18 protein-coding genes are annotated in these 15,501 nt (G+C 71.0%); 15 read left to right on the top strand and 3 right to left on the bottom strand.

Annotation, left to right across the window (positions count from 1 at the left end):
- Positions 1 to 36: 36 nt before the first annotated feature.
- The 12 genes from hisD (at position 37) to VG296_RS16605 (ending at position 9,487) form a co-directional block, all read left to right on the top strand.
- Positions 37 to 1,413: a histidinol dehydrogenase gene (gene hisD, locus VG296_RS16660; protein ID WP_325566648.1), complete on the top strand. Its 1,377-nt coding sequence runs from the start codon at positions 37 to 39 to the stop codon at positions 1,411 to 1,413.
- Positions 1,414 to 2,523: a histidinol-phosphate transaminase gene (locus VG296_RS16655; RefSeq protein WP_325566647.1), complete on the top strand. Its 1,110-nt coding sequence runs from the start codon at positions 1,414 to 1,416 to the stop codon at positions 2,521 to 2,523.
- The gene (gene hisB / locus VG296_RS16650; RefSeq protein WP_325566646.1) at positions 2,520 to 3,128 is read left to right on the top strand and encodes an imidazoleglycerol-phosphate dehydratase HisB; all 609 of its coding nucleotides are present in this window, start codon (positions 2,520 to 2,522) and stop codon (positions 3,126 to 3,128) included. Before VG296_RS16655 ends, hisB begins: the two co-directional genes overlap by 4 nt.
- Positions 3,125 to 3,286, top strand: coding sequence for a hypothetical protein (locus tag VG296_RS16645; RefSeq protein WP_325566645.1), 162 nt, complete (start codon positions 3,125 to 3,127; stop codon positions 3,284 to 3,286). Before hisB ends, VG296_RS16645 begins: the two co-directional genes overlap by 4 nt.
- 4 nt (positions 3,287 to 3,290) lie before the next feature.
- Positions 3,291 to 3,923 carry an imidazole glycerol phosphate synthase subunit HisH gene (gene hisH / locus VG296_RS16640; protein WP_325566644.1) on the top strand — a complete coding sequence of 211 codons (633 nt, stop codon included), beginning with the start codon at positions 3,291 to 3,293 and terminating at the stop codon, positions 3,921 to 3,923.
- 32 nt (positions 3,924 to 3,955) lie between these two features.
- Entirely contained in the window at positions 3,956 to 4,693 is a 738-nt protein-coding gene (priA, locus tag VG296_RS16635) for a bifunctional 1-(5-phosphoribosyl)-5-((5-phosphoribosylamino)methylideneamino)imidazole-4-carboxamide isomerase/phosphoribosylanthranilate isomerase PriA (protein ID WP_325566643.1), read from the top strand.
- On the top strand, positions 4,690 to 5,082 hold the full coding sequence (locus VG296_RS16630) for a RidA family protein (protein WP_349259583.1): 393 nt from the start codon (positions 4,690 to 4,692) through the stop codon (positions 5,080 to 5,082). Before priA ends, VG296_RS16630 begins: the two co-directional genes overlap by 4 nt.
- Positions 5,079 to 5,849, top strand: a complete 771-nt coding sequence (gene hisF / locus VG296_RS16625; RefSeq protein WP_325566642.1) for an imidazole glycerol phosphate synthase subunit HisF — start codon at positions 5,079 to 5,081, stop codon at positions 5,847 to 5,849. Before VG296_RS16630 ends, hisF begins: the two co-directional genes overlap by 4 nt.
- Before the next feature lie 97 nt (positions 5,850 to 5,946).
- Entirely contained in the window at positions 5,947 to 7,236 is a 1,290-nt protein-coding gene (locus tag VG296_RS16620) for a glucarate dehydratase family protein (RefSeq protein WP_325566641.1), read from the top strand.
- A 189-nt stretch (positions 7,237 to 7,425) separates the two neighbouring features.
- On the top strand, positions 7,426 to 7,803 hold the full coding sequence (locus VG296_RS16615; RefSeq protein WP_325566640.1) for a group 1 truncated hemoglobin: 378 nt from the start codon (positions 7,426 to 7,428) through the stop codon (positions 7,801 to 7,803).
- 78 nt (positions 7,804 to 7,881) lie between these two features.
- Positions 7,882 to 8,889: an aldo/keto reductase gene (locus VG296_RS16610; protein ID WP_325566639.1), complete on the top strand. Its 1,008-nt coding sequence runs from the start codon at positions 7,882 to 7,884 to the stop codon at positions 8,887 to 8,889.
- A gap of 10 nt (positions 8,890 to 8,899) precedes the next feature.
- Positions 8,900 to 9,487, top strand: coding sequence for a TetR family transcriptional regulator (locus VG296_RS16605; RefSeq protein WP_325566638.1), 588 nt, complete (start codon positions 8,900 to 8,902; stop codon positions 9,485 to 9,487).
- A gap of 19 nt (positions 9,488 to 9,506) precedes the next feature.
- On the opposite strand, the gene VG296_RS16600 is transcribed toward VG296_RS16605, so the two are convergent.
- Positions 9,507 to 10,640 carry a hypothetical protein gene (locus VG296_RS16600; protein WP_325566637.1) on the bottom strand — a complete coding sequence of 378 codons (1,134 nt, stop codon included), beginning with the start codon at positions 10,638 to 10,640 and terminating at the stop codon, positions 9,507 to 9,509.
- Complete coding sequence (locus VG296_RS16595) at positions 10,637 to 11,596, bottom strand: 5-dehydro-4-deoxyglucarate dehydratase (RefSeq protein ID WP_325566636.1); 960 nt, start codon at positions 11,594 to 11,596, stop codon at positions 10,637 to 10,639. The genes VG296_RS16600 and VG296_RS16595 overlap by 4 nt, the downstream gene beginning before the upstream one ends.
- Positions 11,597 to 11,627: 31 nt before the next feature.
- Between VG296_RS16595 and VG296_RS16590 the strand changes: the two genes are divergently transcribed.
- Genes VG296_RS16590 through VG296_RS16580 form a run of 3 tightly spaced genes read left to right on the top strand, consistent with a single transcriptional unit; the run spans position 11,628 to position 14,774 of the window.
- On the top strand, positions 11,628 to 12,440 hold the full coding sequence (locus VG296_RS16590) for an IclR family transcriptional regulator (RefSeq protein ID WP_325566635.1): 813 nt from the start codon (positions 11,628 to 11,630) through the stop codon (positions 12,438 to 12,440).
- A gap of 25 nt (positions 12,441 to 12,465) precedes the next feature.
- A complete protein-coding gene (locus VG296_RS16585; RefSeq protein WP_325566634.1) occupies positions 12,466 to 13,269 on the top strand; it encodes an NAD(P)-dependent oxidoreductase in 804 nt (267 codons plus the stop codon).
- 8 nt (positions 13,270 to 13,277) lie between these two features.
- Positions 13,278 to 14,774: an aldehyde dehydrogenase (NADP(+)) gene (locus VG296_RS16580; protein ID WP_325566633.1), complete on the top strand. Its 1,497-nt coding sequence runs from the start codon at positions 13,278 to 13,280 to the stop codon at positions 14,772 to 14,774.
- A gap of 21 nt (positions 14,775 to 14,795) precedes the next feature.
- Here VG296_RS16580 and VG296_RS16575 read toward each other — a convergent pair whose 3' ends face one another.
- The gene (locus VG296_RS16575) at positions 14,796 to 15,437 is read right to left on the bottom strand and encodes a TIGR03085 family metal-binding protein (protein ID WP_325566632.1); all 642 of its coding nucleotides are present in this window, start codon (positions 15,435 to 15,437) and stop codon (positions 14,796 to 14,798) included.
- Positions 15,438 to 15,501 lie beyond the last annotated feature (64 nt).

The following is a 15,501-nucleotide window of genomic DNA, read 5'->3' as shown; positions in this document are numbered from 1 at the left end:
CGCGAGACGCCGGTCAGAGGCAACTACACTGGTTGTGTGATCAACCGTATCGATTTGCGTGGAATGGACCTGCGTTCGGCGGGCCTGGACGTGCGCACCCTGGTGCCGCGCGCCGAGTTCGACATCGAGGCGGCCGTCGAGACCGTCCGGCCGATCTGCGAGGACGTGCGCCATCGCGGCGAGGCCGCGCTGATCGAGTACGGCGAGCGCTTCGACGGCGTCCGGCTGCGGTCGCTGCGCGTGTCGGCCGACGCGATCACGCAGGCCCTGACCGGCCTCGATCCGCAGATCCGCGCCGCGCTCGAGGAGTCGATCCGGCGCGCCCGCAAGGTGCACACCGACCAGAAGCGCCGCGACGTGCAGACGGTCGTGGTGCCCGGCGGCATGGTCACGGAGCGCTGGGTGCCGATCCGGCGCGCGGGCCTCTACGTGCCCGGCGGTCTGGCCGTGCTGCCCTCCTCGGTCGTGATGAACGTGATCCCGGCGCAGGTCGCGGGCGTGGAGCAGATCGCCGTCGCCTCGCCGCCGCAGCGCGAGTTCGGCGGCCTGCCACACCCGACGATCCTGGCCGCCTGCGCCCTGCTGAACGTCGAGGAGGTCTACGCGGTCGGCGGTTCGCAGGCCATCGCGATGTTCGCCTACGGCTCGGGACCGGGCGAGACCGGCTGCCGCCCGGTGGACATCGTCACCGGTCCCGGCAACATCTACGTGGCCGCAGCCAAGCGCCTGCTCAAGGGCCGGATCGGCATCGACACCGAGGCCGGGCCCACCGAGATCGCCATCCTCGCCGACCTGACCGCCGACCCCGGGCACGTGGCCGCCGACCTGATCAGCCAGGCCGAGCACGACCCGATGGCCGCGGCCGTGCTGGTCACCGACTCGCCCGCGCTGCTCGAGGCGGTCGGCCTCGAACTGGAGAACCGGGTCGCGGCGACCAAGCACCGGGAGCGGATCGGCCAGGCGCTCGCCGGGCGGCAGTCCGCGCTGATCCTGGTGGACGACCTGGAGGCGGGCCTGGCCGTGGTGGACGGCTACGCGGCCGAGCACCTGGAGATCCAGACCTCGAACGCCCGCGTGCTGGCCGGGCGGGTGCGCAACGCCGGCGCCGTCTTCGTCGGCCCGTACTCGCCGGTCTCGCTCGGCGACTACTGCGCCGGGTCGAACCACGTGCTGCCCACCGGCGGCTGCGCCAGCCACAGCTCCGGCCTGTCGGTGCAGAGCTTCCTCAAGGGCATCCACATCGTCGAGTACAACGAGCCGGCGCTGTCCGAGGTCGCGCAGCACGTCGTCACCCTCGCGAACGCCGAGGACCTGCCCGCGCACGGCGAGGCCGTGCTGGCCCGCCGCCAGCCCGAGCCGGAGGTCCTCGAGGCGTTCGATCTTCCCGTTACCGATCAGCCGCTGGAGGACTGAGTGACCGACCCCGTGCTCACCTGGCGGGACCTGCCGATCCGGGACGATCTGCGCGAGCTCTCGCCGTACGGCGCGCCGCAGCTGGACGTGCCGGTGCTGCTGAACACGAACGAGAACCCGTACCCGCCGTCCGCCGCGCTCATCGCCGATCTCGCCCAGGCCGCAAGCCGCGCCGCCGCCGGGGCGAACAGGTACCCCGACCGGGACGCCGACGAGCTGCGCAAGGACCTCGCGCAGTACCTCGGCCACGGCCTGGTCGGCGCGAACCTGTGGGCGGCCAACGGATCCAACGAGGTCATCCAGCAGATCCTGCAGTGCTTCGGCGGCTTCGGTCGCAGTGCCCTGGGATTCGAGCCCTCCTACTCGATGCACCGGCTGATCGCGCTGGCCACCGGCACCACCTGGATCTCCGAGCGCCGCTCCGCCGACTTCACGCTGGACCCGGCCGCCGCCGTCGCCGCGATCGAGCGGCACCAGCCGGATGTCGTGTTCCTGACCTCGCCGAACAATCCGACCGGCACGGCCGCGCCGATGGAGTTGGTCGAGGCGATCGTGGACGCGGCGCCGGGCATGGTGGTCATCGACGAGGCGTACGCCGAGTTCTTCCGGCCCGGCACCCCGTCGGCGCTCACGCTGCTCCCGGGACGCCCGCGGCTGATCGTCACCCGCACCATGTCGAAGGCCTTCGCCATGGCCGGCGCGCGCATCGGCTACCTCGCCGCCGATCCGGCCGTGGTCGACGCGCTGCTGCTGGTGCGGCTGCCGTACCACCTGTCCTCGTTCACCCAGGCCGTGGCCCGCACCGCGCTCGCGCACACGGCGGAACTGCTCGGCACGGTGGACGCGGTCAAGGCCCAGCGGGACCGCATCGTCGACGAACTGACCGCGCTCGGCCTGGACGTGGTCCCCTCGGACGCGAACTTCGTCTCCTTCGGCGACTTCGCGGACGCGCGCGCGGTCTGGCAGGCGCTGCTGGACCGGGGGGTGCTCGTTCGTGAGGGGTTGTTACCGAATAAGCTGCGCGTGACGGCGGGCACCGTCGAAGAGACCGGCGCGTTCCTGGACGCCCTGAAAGAGATCGTCAACGAGATCCGCGAGGAGAACCCGTGACCGACGAGACCCGTCACCGGCGTTACGGCCGCGTCGCCCGGAGCACGAAGGAGTCCAGCGTCCTGGTCGAGATCGACCTCGACGGCACCGGCGTCGCGGACATCGACACGGGCATCGGCTTCTACGACCACATGCTCGCCCAGCTGGCCAAGCACGGCCTGTTCGACCTGCTCGTGAAGACCACCGGCGACCTGCACGTGGACTCGCACCACACGGTCGAGGACACCGCGCTCGCGCTCGGCGGCGCCTTCCGCGAGGCGCTCGGCGACAAGGCCGGCATCCGCCGCTTCGCCAACGCCGCGGTGCCGCTGGACGAGACCCTGGCCGAGGCCGTCGTCGACCTGTCCGGGCGTCCCTACCTGGTGCACGAGGAGCCGGAAGCGATGGCGCCGATGATCGGGGCCTACGACACGACCCTGACCCGGCACATCTTCGAGTCCTTCGTCGCCCAGGCCCAGATCTGCCTGCACCTGCACGTTCCTTATGGCCGCAACGCGCACCACATCGTCGAGGCCCAGTTCAAGGCCGTGGCCCGGGCGCTGCGGGACGCCTGCGCCGCCGACCCGAGGGTGACCGGCATCCCGTCCACGAAGGGTGTCCTGTGACCAACAGCTACAGCGCCGCGCTGCTCATCATGCTCGGCCTCTTCCTGCTCGGCGGCGTGATCTCGTTCGCCAAGCAAGGCCTCTCGAAGCTGATCATCACGGCGATGGGCGTGTGCAGCGCCCTGGCCCTCGCCTCCGGCGTCATGCGGTGGAAGTAAAAGGATGACCTCGGTCGCGATCCTCGACTACGGGTCGGGCAACATCCGATCGGCGGAGCGGGCGGTGGCCAGGCACGGCGTGGACGTCACCGTGACCTCCGACTTCGACACCTGCGTCGAGGCCGACGGCCTGTTCGTGCCCGGCGTCGGCGCCTACGCGGCCTGCATGGACGGGCTGCGCAAGGTGCTCGGTCACCGCATCATCGGACGCAGGCTGGCCGGGGGACGCCCGGTCATCGGCGTCTGCGTCGGCATGCAGATCCTGTTCGAGCGCGGCATCGAGCACGGCGTGCGGACCGCGGGCTGCGCCGAGTGGCCGGGCACGGTCGCCCAGCTCGAGGCCCCGGTCGTGCCGCACATGGGCTGGAACACGGTCTCCATCCCCGAGGACAGCGCGATGTTCGCAGGCCTCGACGATGAGACCCGGTTCTACTTCGTGCACTCCTACGCGGCGCAGGAGTGGCACCTCACCGAGACCGGCTCGCTGCCGACGCCGAAGGTCGCCTGGTGCGAGTACGGTGCGCGGCCCTTCGTCGCCGCCGTGGAGAACGGGCCGCTGTGGGCCGCCCAGTTCCATCCGGAGAAGTCCGGCGACGCGGGCGCGCAACTGCTCGCCAACTGGATCAAAACGCTCTGATTCTCTCTGAGTTAGCGAAGGAAACCCCCGGCATGTCGAAGCTCGAACTCCTGCCCGCCGTCGATGTCGAGGGCGGCCGGGCGGTCCGGCTGGTACGCGGCGAGGCGGGCACCGCCACGTCCTACGGCGCGCCCCTGGAAGCTGCGCTGGCCTGGCAGTCCGCGGGGGCCGAGTGGGTGCATCTGGTGGACCTGGACGCCGCCTTCGGCCGCGGCTCCAACCGCGAACTGCTCGCCTCGGTGGTCGCCGCGCTGGACGTGCGGGTGGAGCTGTCCGGCGGCATCCGGGACGACGAGTCGCTGCGCGCGGCCCTCGCGACCGGCTGCGCCCGGATCAACCTGGGCACCGCGGCGATGGAGCGGCCCGAGTGGGTCGCCCAGGCCATCGCCGAGTACGGGGACCGAATCGCGGTCGGCCTCGACTGCAAGCTGGAGGACGGGTCCTGGCGGCTGCGCGGGCGAGGCTGGACCACGGACGGCGGCGAGCTGTTCGAGGCCATGGCCCGGCTCGACAAGGAGGGCTGCGCCCGCTACGTGATCACCGACGTGAACAAGGACGGCATGCTCGCCGGGCCGAACGTGCAGCTCTACCGCGAGGTGTGCGCGGCGACCGACCGGCCCGTCGTCGCGAGCGGCGGCGTGTCAAGCCTCGACGATCTGCGCGCGCTGGCCGAGCTCGTGCCGCTGGGCGTGGAGGGGGCTATCGTGGGCAAGGCGCTGTACGCGGGCGCGTTCACCCTCGAGCAGGCCTTGGAGGCTGTGTCCCGTTGAGTGTGATTCGAATCGCGTCCGGCGGTCCGTGGGAGGACGCCTTCGGCTACAGCCGGGCCGTGATCGCCGGACCCAACGCCTACGTCTCCGGCTGCACGGCGGTCGTCGACGGCGTGGTGCACAACGAGGGCGACCCGTACGGCCAGGCGATGACGGCGTTCAGCCTCGCGCTTGAGGCGCTGAAGGAGTCCGGGTTCGGCAAAGAGCACATCGTGCGCACCCGGATGTACGTCACGCACTCCCGCGACATGGCCCCGGTCGGCCGCGCGCACAAGGAACTGTTCGACGCGATGCGGCCGGCGGCCACGATGGTCGTCGTGTCCAAGCTGATCGACCCGCAGATGCTGGTCGAGGTCGAGCTCGACGCCTACCGGGACGGTGCGAGATGACCCTCGCCGTTCGCGTCATCCCGTGCCTCGACGTGGACGCCGGCCGCGTGGTCAAGGGCGTCAACTTCGCCGACCTGCGCGACGCGGGCGATCCGGTCGAGCTGGCTCGCGCGTACGACGCGGCGGGTGCGGACGAGCTCACGTTCCTCGACGTCACGGCCTCGAGCGGGGACCGCGAGACCACCTACGACCTGGTCCGCCGCACGGCCGAGCAGGTGTTCATCCCGCTGACCGTCGGCGGGGGAGTGCGCACCGCCGAGGACGTGGACCGGCTGCTGCGCGCGGGCGCCGACAAGGTGGGCGTGAACACGGCGGCCATCGCGCGGCCCGAGCTGATCACCGAGATCGCGGAGCGCTTCGGCCGTCAGGTGCTGGTGCTCTCCGCCGACGTGCGGCGCTGCCCGGAGGGCGTGCGGACCGACTCCGGCTTCGAGGTCACCACGCACGGCGGCCGCACCTCCACCGGCATCGACGCGATCGAGTGGGCCGCGCGCGCCGCGGAGCTCGGCGCCGGCGAGATCCTGCTCAACTCTATGGACGCGGACGGCACGAAGGACGGCTACGACCTGGAGCTGATCCGGCTCGTACGGGCCGAGGTCACCATCCCGGTGATCGCCTCGGGCGGCGCGGGCAAGGTCGAGCACTTCGCCCCGGCCGTCGCGGCGGGCGCGGACGCGGTGCTGGCCGCCTCGGTGTTCCACTTCGGCGAGCTGAGCATCGGCGAGGTCAAGGACGCGTTGCGGGAGCTCGGCCACCCGGTGCGCTGAGCGCGCTTGACGCCCCAGATCGCACAGCATATGTTGCGGTAGCCGAGCCGTTCAGCGATATGCATTGCGTTCACGTACGTGAACCATGGGAGGCGTCATGCGGACACCGAAGATCACCGACGTCGTCGTGACCCCCGTGGCGGTGCTCGATCCGCCGCTGCTCAACGCCTCCGGCGTGCACCAGCCGTACCAGCTGCGCGCCGTCATCGAGCTGCGCACGGACGAGGGCGTGATCGGCCTGTCCGAGGCGTACGGCGACACCCCGACGCTGGACAACCTGCGCAAGGCGGCCCCCGCGCTCGTCGGCCTGAGCGTCTTCGACCTCAACGGCCTGACCCAGCGGGTCGCGGCGGTGCTCGCCGGCGTGACCCCGAGCACGCTCACCGAGCTCGTCGGCAAGGCCTCGCTGCAGAAGACGGTCGGCCAGACGATCGGCGCGTTCGAAGTGGCCTGCTACGACGCGCAGGGCAAGGCGACCGGCCTGCGCGTATGCGACCTGCTCGGCGGCGCGGTACGCGAGGAGGTGCCGTACAGCGCGTACCTGTTCTACCGCTGGGCCAAGCACCCCGAGGGCGCCACCGGGCCGGGCTACAAGGACGACGACTGGGGCGATGCGGTCGACCCCGAGGGCATCGTCAGGCAGGCCGAGCGCATGGTCGAGACCTACGGCTTCGGCTCGCTGAAGCTCAAGGGCGGCGTCTTCGACCCGGACACCGAGACCGACGCGATCGAGGCCCTGCGCGACGCGTTCCCCGACCTCCCGCTGCGTCTGGACCCGAACGCGAACTGGTCGATCGAGACCTCGAAGCGCAGCGCCAAGCGCCTGGAAGGCCTGCTGGAGTACCTCGAGGACCCGACCGGCGGCAATCCGGGCATGGCCGAGGTCGCCAGGCACACCTCGCTGCCGCTCGCGACCAACATGTGCGTCACCGCGTTCCAGGAGATCCCCGAGGCCGTCGCGCTCGACTCGGTGAAGGTCGTGCTCTCCGACCACCACTACTGGGGCGGTTTCCGCGCCTCGCTGAAGCTCGCAGGCATCTGCGAAACCTTCGGCTGGGGCCTGTCGATGCACTCGAACACCCACATGGGCATCTCGCTCGCCGCGATGACCCACCTCGCCGCCGCCGTCCCCAACCTGACGTACGCCTGCGACACGCACTCGCCGTGGACGCGCGAGGACGTCGTCCAGCCCGGCGCCTTCGAGTGGAACAAGCAGACCGGCGCGCTGCTGGTTCCCGGCGACGCCGGCCTCGGGGTGGAACTGGACTACGACGCCCTCGAACAGCTCAACCGCCAGTACGAGGAGTGCGGCGTCCGAGTGCGCGACGACGCCTCCGCGATGCGGCTGGCGGAGCCCGGCTGGGAGCTGCGCAAGCCCCGGTTCTGAGCGGTCGGGTACTTCCAGTCCCACCGGATCTTCTCGCACCGCCCATCTCACACCGCTCATCTCACACCGCGTGCGACCCGCCTGAGAGCGGAAGTTTCTTGCGGCTTTACCTGCGACGCGCACGGGCGAAGCACTCCCGCGATCAGATCTCTGCGAAGCGTTGGTCGAGCGGGATGACGGGAGTTGGCGATGACGACTGAGGAGCTTACGGCGGCCTCGTTCTACCGGCGGATCGGGGGCGGCCCGGCGCTGCAGCTGGCGGTGAGCGAGTTCTACGACCTCGTGCTCGCGGACGAGGAACTCAAGGAGTCCTTCGCCACCACGGACATGGTTCAGCTCAAGAAGCACCAGGCGGCACTGCTCACGAGCGTGCTGGGCGGACCGAGCGCGTACGAGGGCCGGGACATGGTCGACGCGCACACGGGCCTGGACATCACCGAGCGGCAGTTCCTGCTCGTGCGCGACTACCTCGTCTCCGTGCTGTGGAAGCTGCACGTCCCGGTGGACATCATCGAGGCCGTGAACTCGACGGTCATGTCGCTGCAGGGCTCCATCGTGACCGCCTAGCGGAGTACGGCTGACAAAGATTGACATCTGTCATTCCAAGGTCCAAGCTTGAGGTATCGCTAGGACGAGGAGATGACGATGATCACTCGCACATTGGGGACCGGAACGGCCGCGGTCGGTTCCGGCGCGCTCGGGCTCGGGCTGATGGGGATGTCCGGGATGTACGGGCCGGCCGAGGAAGCCGAATCCATCGCGACGATCGAGGCGGCCGTCGCCGCCGGCATGCTGGTGCTGGACACCGGCGACTTCTACGGCATGGGGCACAACGAGATGCTGCTCGGCCGCGCGCTGAAGCAGCTCGGGATCCCGCGCGAGTCGGTGCGGATCTCGGTGAAGTTCGGGGCGCAGCGCGGTCCGGACTCGGCCTGGCTCGGCTATGACGCGCGGCCCGCGGCCGTGAAGACCGCGTTGGCGTATACGCTCACCCGGCTCGGTGTCGACTACATCGACATCTACCGGCCCGCCCGGCTGGACCCGGCCGTGCCGATCGAGGAGACGGTCGGCGCTATCTCGGAGCTCATCGAGGCTGGCTACGTGCGGCAGGTCGGCCTGTCCGAGGTTGGTGTCGAGACGATTCGTCGGGCGCATGCCGTACACCCGGTGACCGATCTGCAGATCGAGTACTCGCTGATCTCGCGCGGTATCGAGGAGGCGATCCTGCCGGCGACGCGTGAGCTGGGGATCGGGATCACGGCGTATGGCGTGCTCTCGCGCGGGCTGATCAGCGGGCACTGGACCGCGGACCGCTCGACCAATGCCACCGACTTCCGCACGTACTCCCCGCGGTTCCAGGGCGAGAATCTTGCGCACAACCTCTCGCTCGTCGAGGAACTGCGATCGATCGCCGAGGCCAAGGGCGTGAGCGTCGCACAGATCGCGATCGCGTGGGTGCTGGCGCAGGGCGAGGACATCGTGCCGCTCATCGGCGCCCGGCGCCGGGACCGGCTCACCGAGGCGCTAGGCTCACTCGACGTCCAGCTCACGCCCGCGGACCTGGAGCAGATCGAGAAGGCGGTGCCGAGGGACGCGGCCGCGGGCGACCGATACCCGACCGCGCAGGCGCGGACGCTGGACAGCGAGAAGTAAGAGGTAGGTCATGATGGCGGCGGAGCCGCTCACGCGGGAGCAGATCCTCTCGGCAGCCGAGGAGGCGCTGCGTCGGTACGGTCCGGCCAAGACGACCGTCGTCGACGTCGCCCAGTCCCTCGGCGTCTCGCACGGCTCCGTCTACCGTCATTTCCCCACGAAGGCGGCGCTGCGCGCGGCCGTCGTGCAGCAGGGGCTGGAGAAGAAGGCCGGGCAGTTGCGGCCCATCGCCGACGAGTCCGGTCCGGCCGCGGATCGGCTCCATCGGTGGCTGCTGGCGCTGGTGGAGTACAAGCACGGTCTCGCGCGGCTGGACCCGGAGCTCTTCGGCACCTACGCCATGATCGAGAAGGACGACTCCGAGGTCATCCGCGAGCATGTCAGCGTGCTGACTAGTCAGATCGCCCGGATCCTGCGGGACGGGGTCGAGTCGGGCGAGTTCCGGGCCCCGGTGCTGGACGGCGGCGCGATGGCGATCTGGGACGCCACGACGCGCTTCCACCATCCGGCCCATCGGCACGAGTGGACGGACCCGAAGATCGGCGAGCAGTTCGAGCGCGTCTGGCGCCTGCTGCTGGACGGGCTGGCCAAGGGCTAGCTCCCGGCGGCGGACTGCCTCACAAGGTCCTGATCGCCGCGAGGTCCGCCGCGGACGCGATTCCGGCGTGGTAGAGCCGGACTTCGTTGGCCCCGGCCGTGCGGACTTCGTCCACCCATGAAGCGAGTCCGGCCCGGTCGGAACCCATGCCGCCGACGACGTTGAGCGTCGCCGCGAGCGTCTGCGGCGTTCCGGCCTTGTCGAGAGCATCGGCGTACGCGAGGAGGCCGACGAGCGCCGCGTCCGAGCGAGCGCCGCCGCACTGGATCACCGCACCGAAGCTTCCGTCCGGCACCGCGCCCGGATTCGCACCGGTGGCGAGTGGATCGGCCGAGGTATGCAGCAGAATCGGGAGATTGGGCCGCACGGAGCGGACCGCGGCGACGACTTCGGCCTGGAAACGCGAGGCGAGTTGGATGCGGAGCGCGGAGACGTCTTCCAGCAGTTCCGCGTCGAGCACGGCCGACTCGGCGGTGCCCAGGAAGACCGGAGCGAGTGCCGCTCGCACGGCATCACGCAGCCCGTCGAGCCCGGCGGCCGCATAAGAGGCCGAGCATGCGGCACAGAAGCACAGGTTCAGCAGGAACTTCGTCGCGGAGTCGAACGCGATGCTGCTCGTCTTGTCGTGCGCGTGCAGGTGGTCGAACCCATACCAGCCGCAGGATTCGAGCTCGATGCCGTCGATCTCCGGCTGGCTCGCCACCTCAGACGCGAGCAGCGCGCAGTACGTGCGCACCGCGAGGGAGTTGATGCACAGCGCCCACGCATACGGATCACCGAACGCGTTGACGACCGCGTGCTCTGAGTGCATTGTGCCGAGCCGCTGATTGTGCGCCAGGATCGTCCACGCGTAGACCTTCAGGCCGGCCGCATGCAGGGCCTTCGCGCCCTCGGTGAACGAACCGGGCGCCCACGCCGCCTCCGCCGGGCGGAGCAGCGAGTCGTCCCAGTGCGCTCGCTCGGGCCGGTAGTAGACGGCCGAATGGGTGGCGGTCACGACCTTGCGGCTCGGATGCCGCGGACTCAGTGCCCTGACCGTGTGATACGCCGCAGCCAACGTCACCCGATCGGCCCCGAGATCGGCTATCCGTTCGGCGCAATCCGGGTCGCCCGCGACGTCCCACGGATAGAGGTTGACTCCGAGCCCTCTCATGCGAGCGCCGCTCGCGCGCGATCGAGCAGCGCCAGCAGTTCCGCCACGTGCTCCGGATCCGGCTCGGTCAACGGCGCGCGTACCGCCCCGACCTCGTGCCCGGCAGCGCGCGTCGCCGCCTTCACCAGGGATACCGCGTAGCCAGGGCGCTTGTGCCGCAGTTGCACGTACGGACGGAAGAACTCGTCGATCAGCGTGTCCACGGTCTTGCGATCGCCCTTCTCCAGCGCGCCGTGGAAGGCCAGTGCGATGTCGGGGGCGAAGCAGAACACCGCCGAGGAGTACAGCGGCACGCCGATGGCCCGGTACGCGGGCTGCGTCATCTCGGCGGTCGGCATGCCGTTGAAGAACAGCAGTTCGGGCTCGCCCGGAGTACGGGAAGTGCGCACCGCGCTGACGATCCGCAGCATCAGGTCCAGGTCGCCGCGGCCGTCTTTGAAGCCCACGATGTTCGGCACCTGCGCCAGTTCGACGACGGTCTCCGGCGTGAAGACGGTCGAGTCGCGCTGATACAGGATCAGGTCCAGGTCCGTGGAATCGGCGAGCGCCGTGTAGTGCCGCAGCAGGCCGTCCTGGCCGCCGTCCGCGCTGTACGGCGGGAGCACCAGCAGGCCGTCCGCCCCGGCACGCTCGGCCGCCCGCGCGTACTCCTTGGCCAGGGCGGTGCCGTAGCCGCAGCCGCCGATCACCGGCACACGCGAATCCGCGGCCGCCACCGCCGTGCGGACGCAGAGCTCGTATTCGTCCGGCGCGAGGGCCGGGAACTCGCCGGTGCCGCAGGCCGCGAAGATCGCGCCGGGCCCGTCGGCGATCCGGGCCTCGACGTGCTCCCGGTACCCGCCCGGGGCGAAGCGGCCGTCCGCGTCGAACGCGGTGACCGGGAAGAACAGCAGGCCGTCGAGGCGGCGGGGGCTGGCGCTGGGCGGCACGGGGTTGGTCCCTTCGCGGGTGTTCACATGAGTGAACCTAGTGCAGTATGATGAATCTATGGGAACCCTAGAACGGCGACCAGAGCACGTCAAGGCGGCAGACGGCGGTGCGGCGGTGGCGGGCGTCAAGTCCGCGGACCGCACCGTGGAGTTGCTGGAACTGCTCGCCCGTACCAGTGAACCGCTGACGCTCAGCGAGATCCAGCGAGAACTCTCCTACCCGAAATCCAGCCTCTTCGTCCTCCTGCGCACGCTCGTGGCGCGCGGCTGGGTGGAGACCGACCGGCGCGGCACCGGCTACTCCATCGGCGTGCGCGCGCTGCTCGTCGGCACCTCGTACCTCGACCGCGACCCGGTCATCCGGGCCGCGACCCGCGTGCTGGAGGACCTGCGCGCCGAGGTCAACGAGACCGTGCACCTGGCCCGGCTCGACGGCGCGGACATCGTGTACCTGGCCAGCCGCGAGTCCGCCCACCAGTTGCGGCTCACCTCCCGCGTCGGCCGGCGGCTGCCCGCGCACGCGACCTCGCTCGGCAAGGCGCTGCTCGCCCAGCGCACCGAGGAGGAGGTCGACTCGCTCCTGCCGGCCGACCTCGTCGCCATCACCCCGCAGACCCTGACCGATCGCCGGGCGCTGTTCGACGACCTCGCGGGGACGCGCGAGCGCGGCTACTCGATCGAGCGCGGCGAGAACACGGCCGGCCTCGGCTGCTTCGCCGCCACCCTCGACTACAAGCACCCGGCCACCGAGGCGATCAGCTGCTCGGTTCCCTCCGCGCGGCTCGCCGACGCCGACCACGCCGCGCACGTCGCCGAAGCGGTCGTGCGGCACGCCGCGGAACTCGGCGCGATCCTGCGCACCGCCGTCTGACCACCCGACCCGCTAGGAGACAGACGTGTCCACCGTCCTCATCACCGGTGCCGCGGGCAGAGTCGGCGGCATCCTGCGGCCCAGGCTCGCCAAGCAGGGACGCACACTGCGCCTGCTCGACCTCGCCGAGATCACCCCGGGTGAGGGCGAGGAAGTGATCCAGGGCTCCGTCACCGACCCGGACGCGATGATCGAGGCCTGCCAGGGCGTCGACGCCGTCATCCACCTCGGCGGAATCTCCGGGGAGGCGCCCTGGGAGCGGATCCTCGACGTCAACATCAACGGCACCTACACGGTCTTCGAGGCGGCCCGGCGCGCCGAGGTCCCGCGCGTCGTGTTCGCCTCGTCCAACCACGCCGTCGGCTTCTACACGCCGGACGACTTCCCCGTGCAGGAGAACGTCACCACGCTCCCGGACACCTACTACGGCGTCTCCAAGGCCGCCGGAGAGGCCATCGGCGCTCTCTACGCCAAGCGCTACGGGATGGACGTGATCAGCATCCGCATCCTGAGCTGCTTCCCCGAGCCGCGCGCTCTGCGCTCGCTGTCCACGTGGCTCTCCCCGGACGACGCGGGCCGCCTGTTCGAGGCCTGCCTCAGCGCGGAGAAGCCCGGCTACCAGGTGATCTTCGGCGTCTCGCCGAACACCCGCGGCGGCTGGGTCTCGCTCGACGGCGCCCGCGCGCTCGGCTACCGGCCGCAGGACGACGCCGAGGCCTTCCACGACAAGCTCGTCGCCCGATTCGGGCCGCTCGACCCGACCGACTTCGCCTTCAAGCACCTCGGCGGCCCCTTCTGCTCACCGGACTACGACGCCGACAACCTGTGAGGATGCACATGTCTGACGACCAGGACCTGATCCAGGGCTACGACCCGCGCACCGGCGAGCCCGCGGGCGCGCCGCTTCCGGCCACACCCGCCGGCGACGTGGACCGGCTCGTCGCGGCCGCCGAGGCCGCGTTCCCGGCGTGGCAGGCCTTCGACCGCGCCACGGCGCTGGACGCCATCGCCGCCGCCCTCGACGAGCACGTGGACGAACTCGTCGCGCTCGCCGACCGAGAGACCGCACTCGGCGTGCCCCGCCTCTCCGGTGAGGTCGCGCGCACGACCGGCCAACTGCGCCTGTTCTCGGAACTCCTGCGCGACGGCTCGTACCAGGACACCGTCGTCGAGCACGCCGAAGGTGCCCGCCCCGACCTGCGCCGCGTCAACCGCCCGCTCGGACCGGTCGCCGTGTTCGCCGCCTCGAACTTCCCCTTCGCCTTCTCGGTAGCCGGCGGCGACACCGCCTCGGCGCTCGCCGCCGGTTGCCCGGTGATCGTCAAGGCGCACGAAGCGCACCCGCGCACCTCGCTGCGGACGGCGGAGCTCACCCGCGAGGCACTGCGCGGCGCCGGCGCACCCGACGGTGTTTTCGACATCGTCTTCGGCTTCACGGCGGGCGTGCACCTGGTCAAGCACCCCGGCATCACCGGCGTCGGCTTCACCGGCTCCACCCGCGGCGGCCTCGCGCTCGCCAAGCTGTGCGCCGAGCGCCCGACCCCGATCCCGTTCTACGGCGAACTCGGCTCCGTGAACCCGGTCTTCGTGCTGCCCGGTGCCGTCGCGCAGCGCAGCGCGGAGATCGCCAGCGGCTACGCGGGCTCGCTCACCCTCGGCTCCGGGCAGTTCTGCACCAACCCCGGCATCATGTTCGTCCCCGAAGACGCCGCCCTGCTGAGCGCGATCGCCGAGGCCGTCTCCGGCACCGTCGGCACCCCGATGCTCGCCGAGCGGATCCACAGCGGCCTCGTCGCGGGCCTCGAGGAGATGGCCGCGGTCCCGGGCGTGCGGCTGCTCGCCGAGGGCAAGCCCGGCGAGGGCCCGTGGGCCCCCACTCCGGCCGTCTACGCCGTCAGCGCCGAGGACTTCCGCGCCCACGCCGAGCGCCTGCGCGAGGAGCACTTCGGCCCGGTCGGCATCGTCGTGACGTACCAGCCGGGCAACGACTCCGAGCCCTCCCACCTGCTCAAGCTCGGCAGCGTCGGCGAGGGCCACCTGACCTCCACCATCCACCTGGACGCCGACGACGACGCAGACGTCGCCGCCGCCCGAGACCTGCTGCCCCAACTCGAGCGCATCGCCGGCCGCATCGTCTTCAACGGCTGGCCCACCGGTGTCGCCGTCACCCACGCCCAGCACCACGGCGGCCCCTTCCCCGCCACCACCGCCCCGGCCCACACCTCCGTCGGCGCCGCCGCCATCCGCCGCTGGCTGGTCCCGGTCGTCTACCAAGACGCCCCCGCCGCCCTGCTGCCCGAGCCCCTGCGGGATTCGGAGGGAACGAAGAAATAGGAGGGCCGCGGTCCAGCGCCGCTAGACCCCCAGCGGCGTGCGGCGCAGTGTCTCCACGGCTACGGCGTCTCCGTGTAGCTCGACCTTGGCCGCGTCCTTCCGGCCGTAGCAGAACATCGTCAGCTCGCCGGCGGCGCCGGTGACCGTGACCATCTGCGGGGTGGCGGGCTTGGCGACGACGGTCAGCTGCTGCGGGGCGCGGACGAGGGTGACCCCGACGGGGACCTTGCGGAACAGCAGCTTCACGCCGGAGCGCAGCCTGCGCCACAGCTCGTCGTCCAGTTCGGGGCCGAGCTCGCGGGGCTTCCAGTCGGGGTTGGCGCGGCGGACGTCTTCGAGGTGGACGAAGAACTCGATCGTGTTCGCGGCCTCGTCGACCGAGCCGAGCCGGGTGGGGGACCAGGCCGGCGGGCCGGAGCGGAAGCGTTCGACGAGTTCGGGGTAGGGGACGCGGGCGCGGGTCGATTCCTGCACCCGCCTGGTCCAGCCGGCGAGCGGCTTCGCCATGATGCCCACCGCCGCGTCCGGGCGGCCCTCGCGCAACACGAGGTGCGAGACGAGGTCGGAGGTGCGCCAGCCCGTGCACAGGGTCGGCGCGTCCGGCCCCACTGTGGCCAGGAGCTCGGCCAGTTCCTGCCGTTCCCGCGCTGCGAATCCGGTCATGCGCAAAGAGTATCCGGCCCTGACGCGCCGGGCCATCACGCGCTACGGTAAGGACTGCGTGGGG

This window comes from Actinospica sp. (assembly GCF_035552695.1).
Lineage (GTDB): Bacteria > Actinomycetota > Actinomycetes > Streptomycetales > Catenulisporaceae > Actinospica.
Note: the sequence above shows the minus strand (reverse complement) of the source record. Positions and strands in the feature narration are given on the sequence as shown.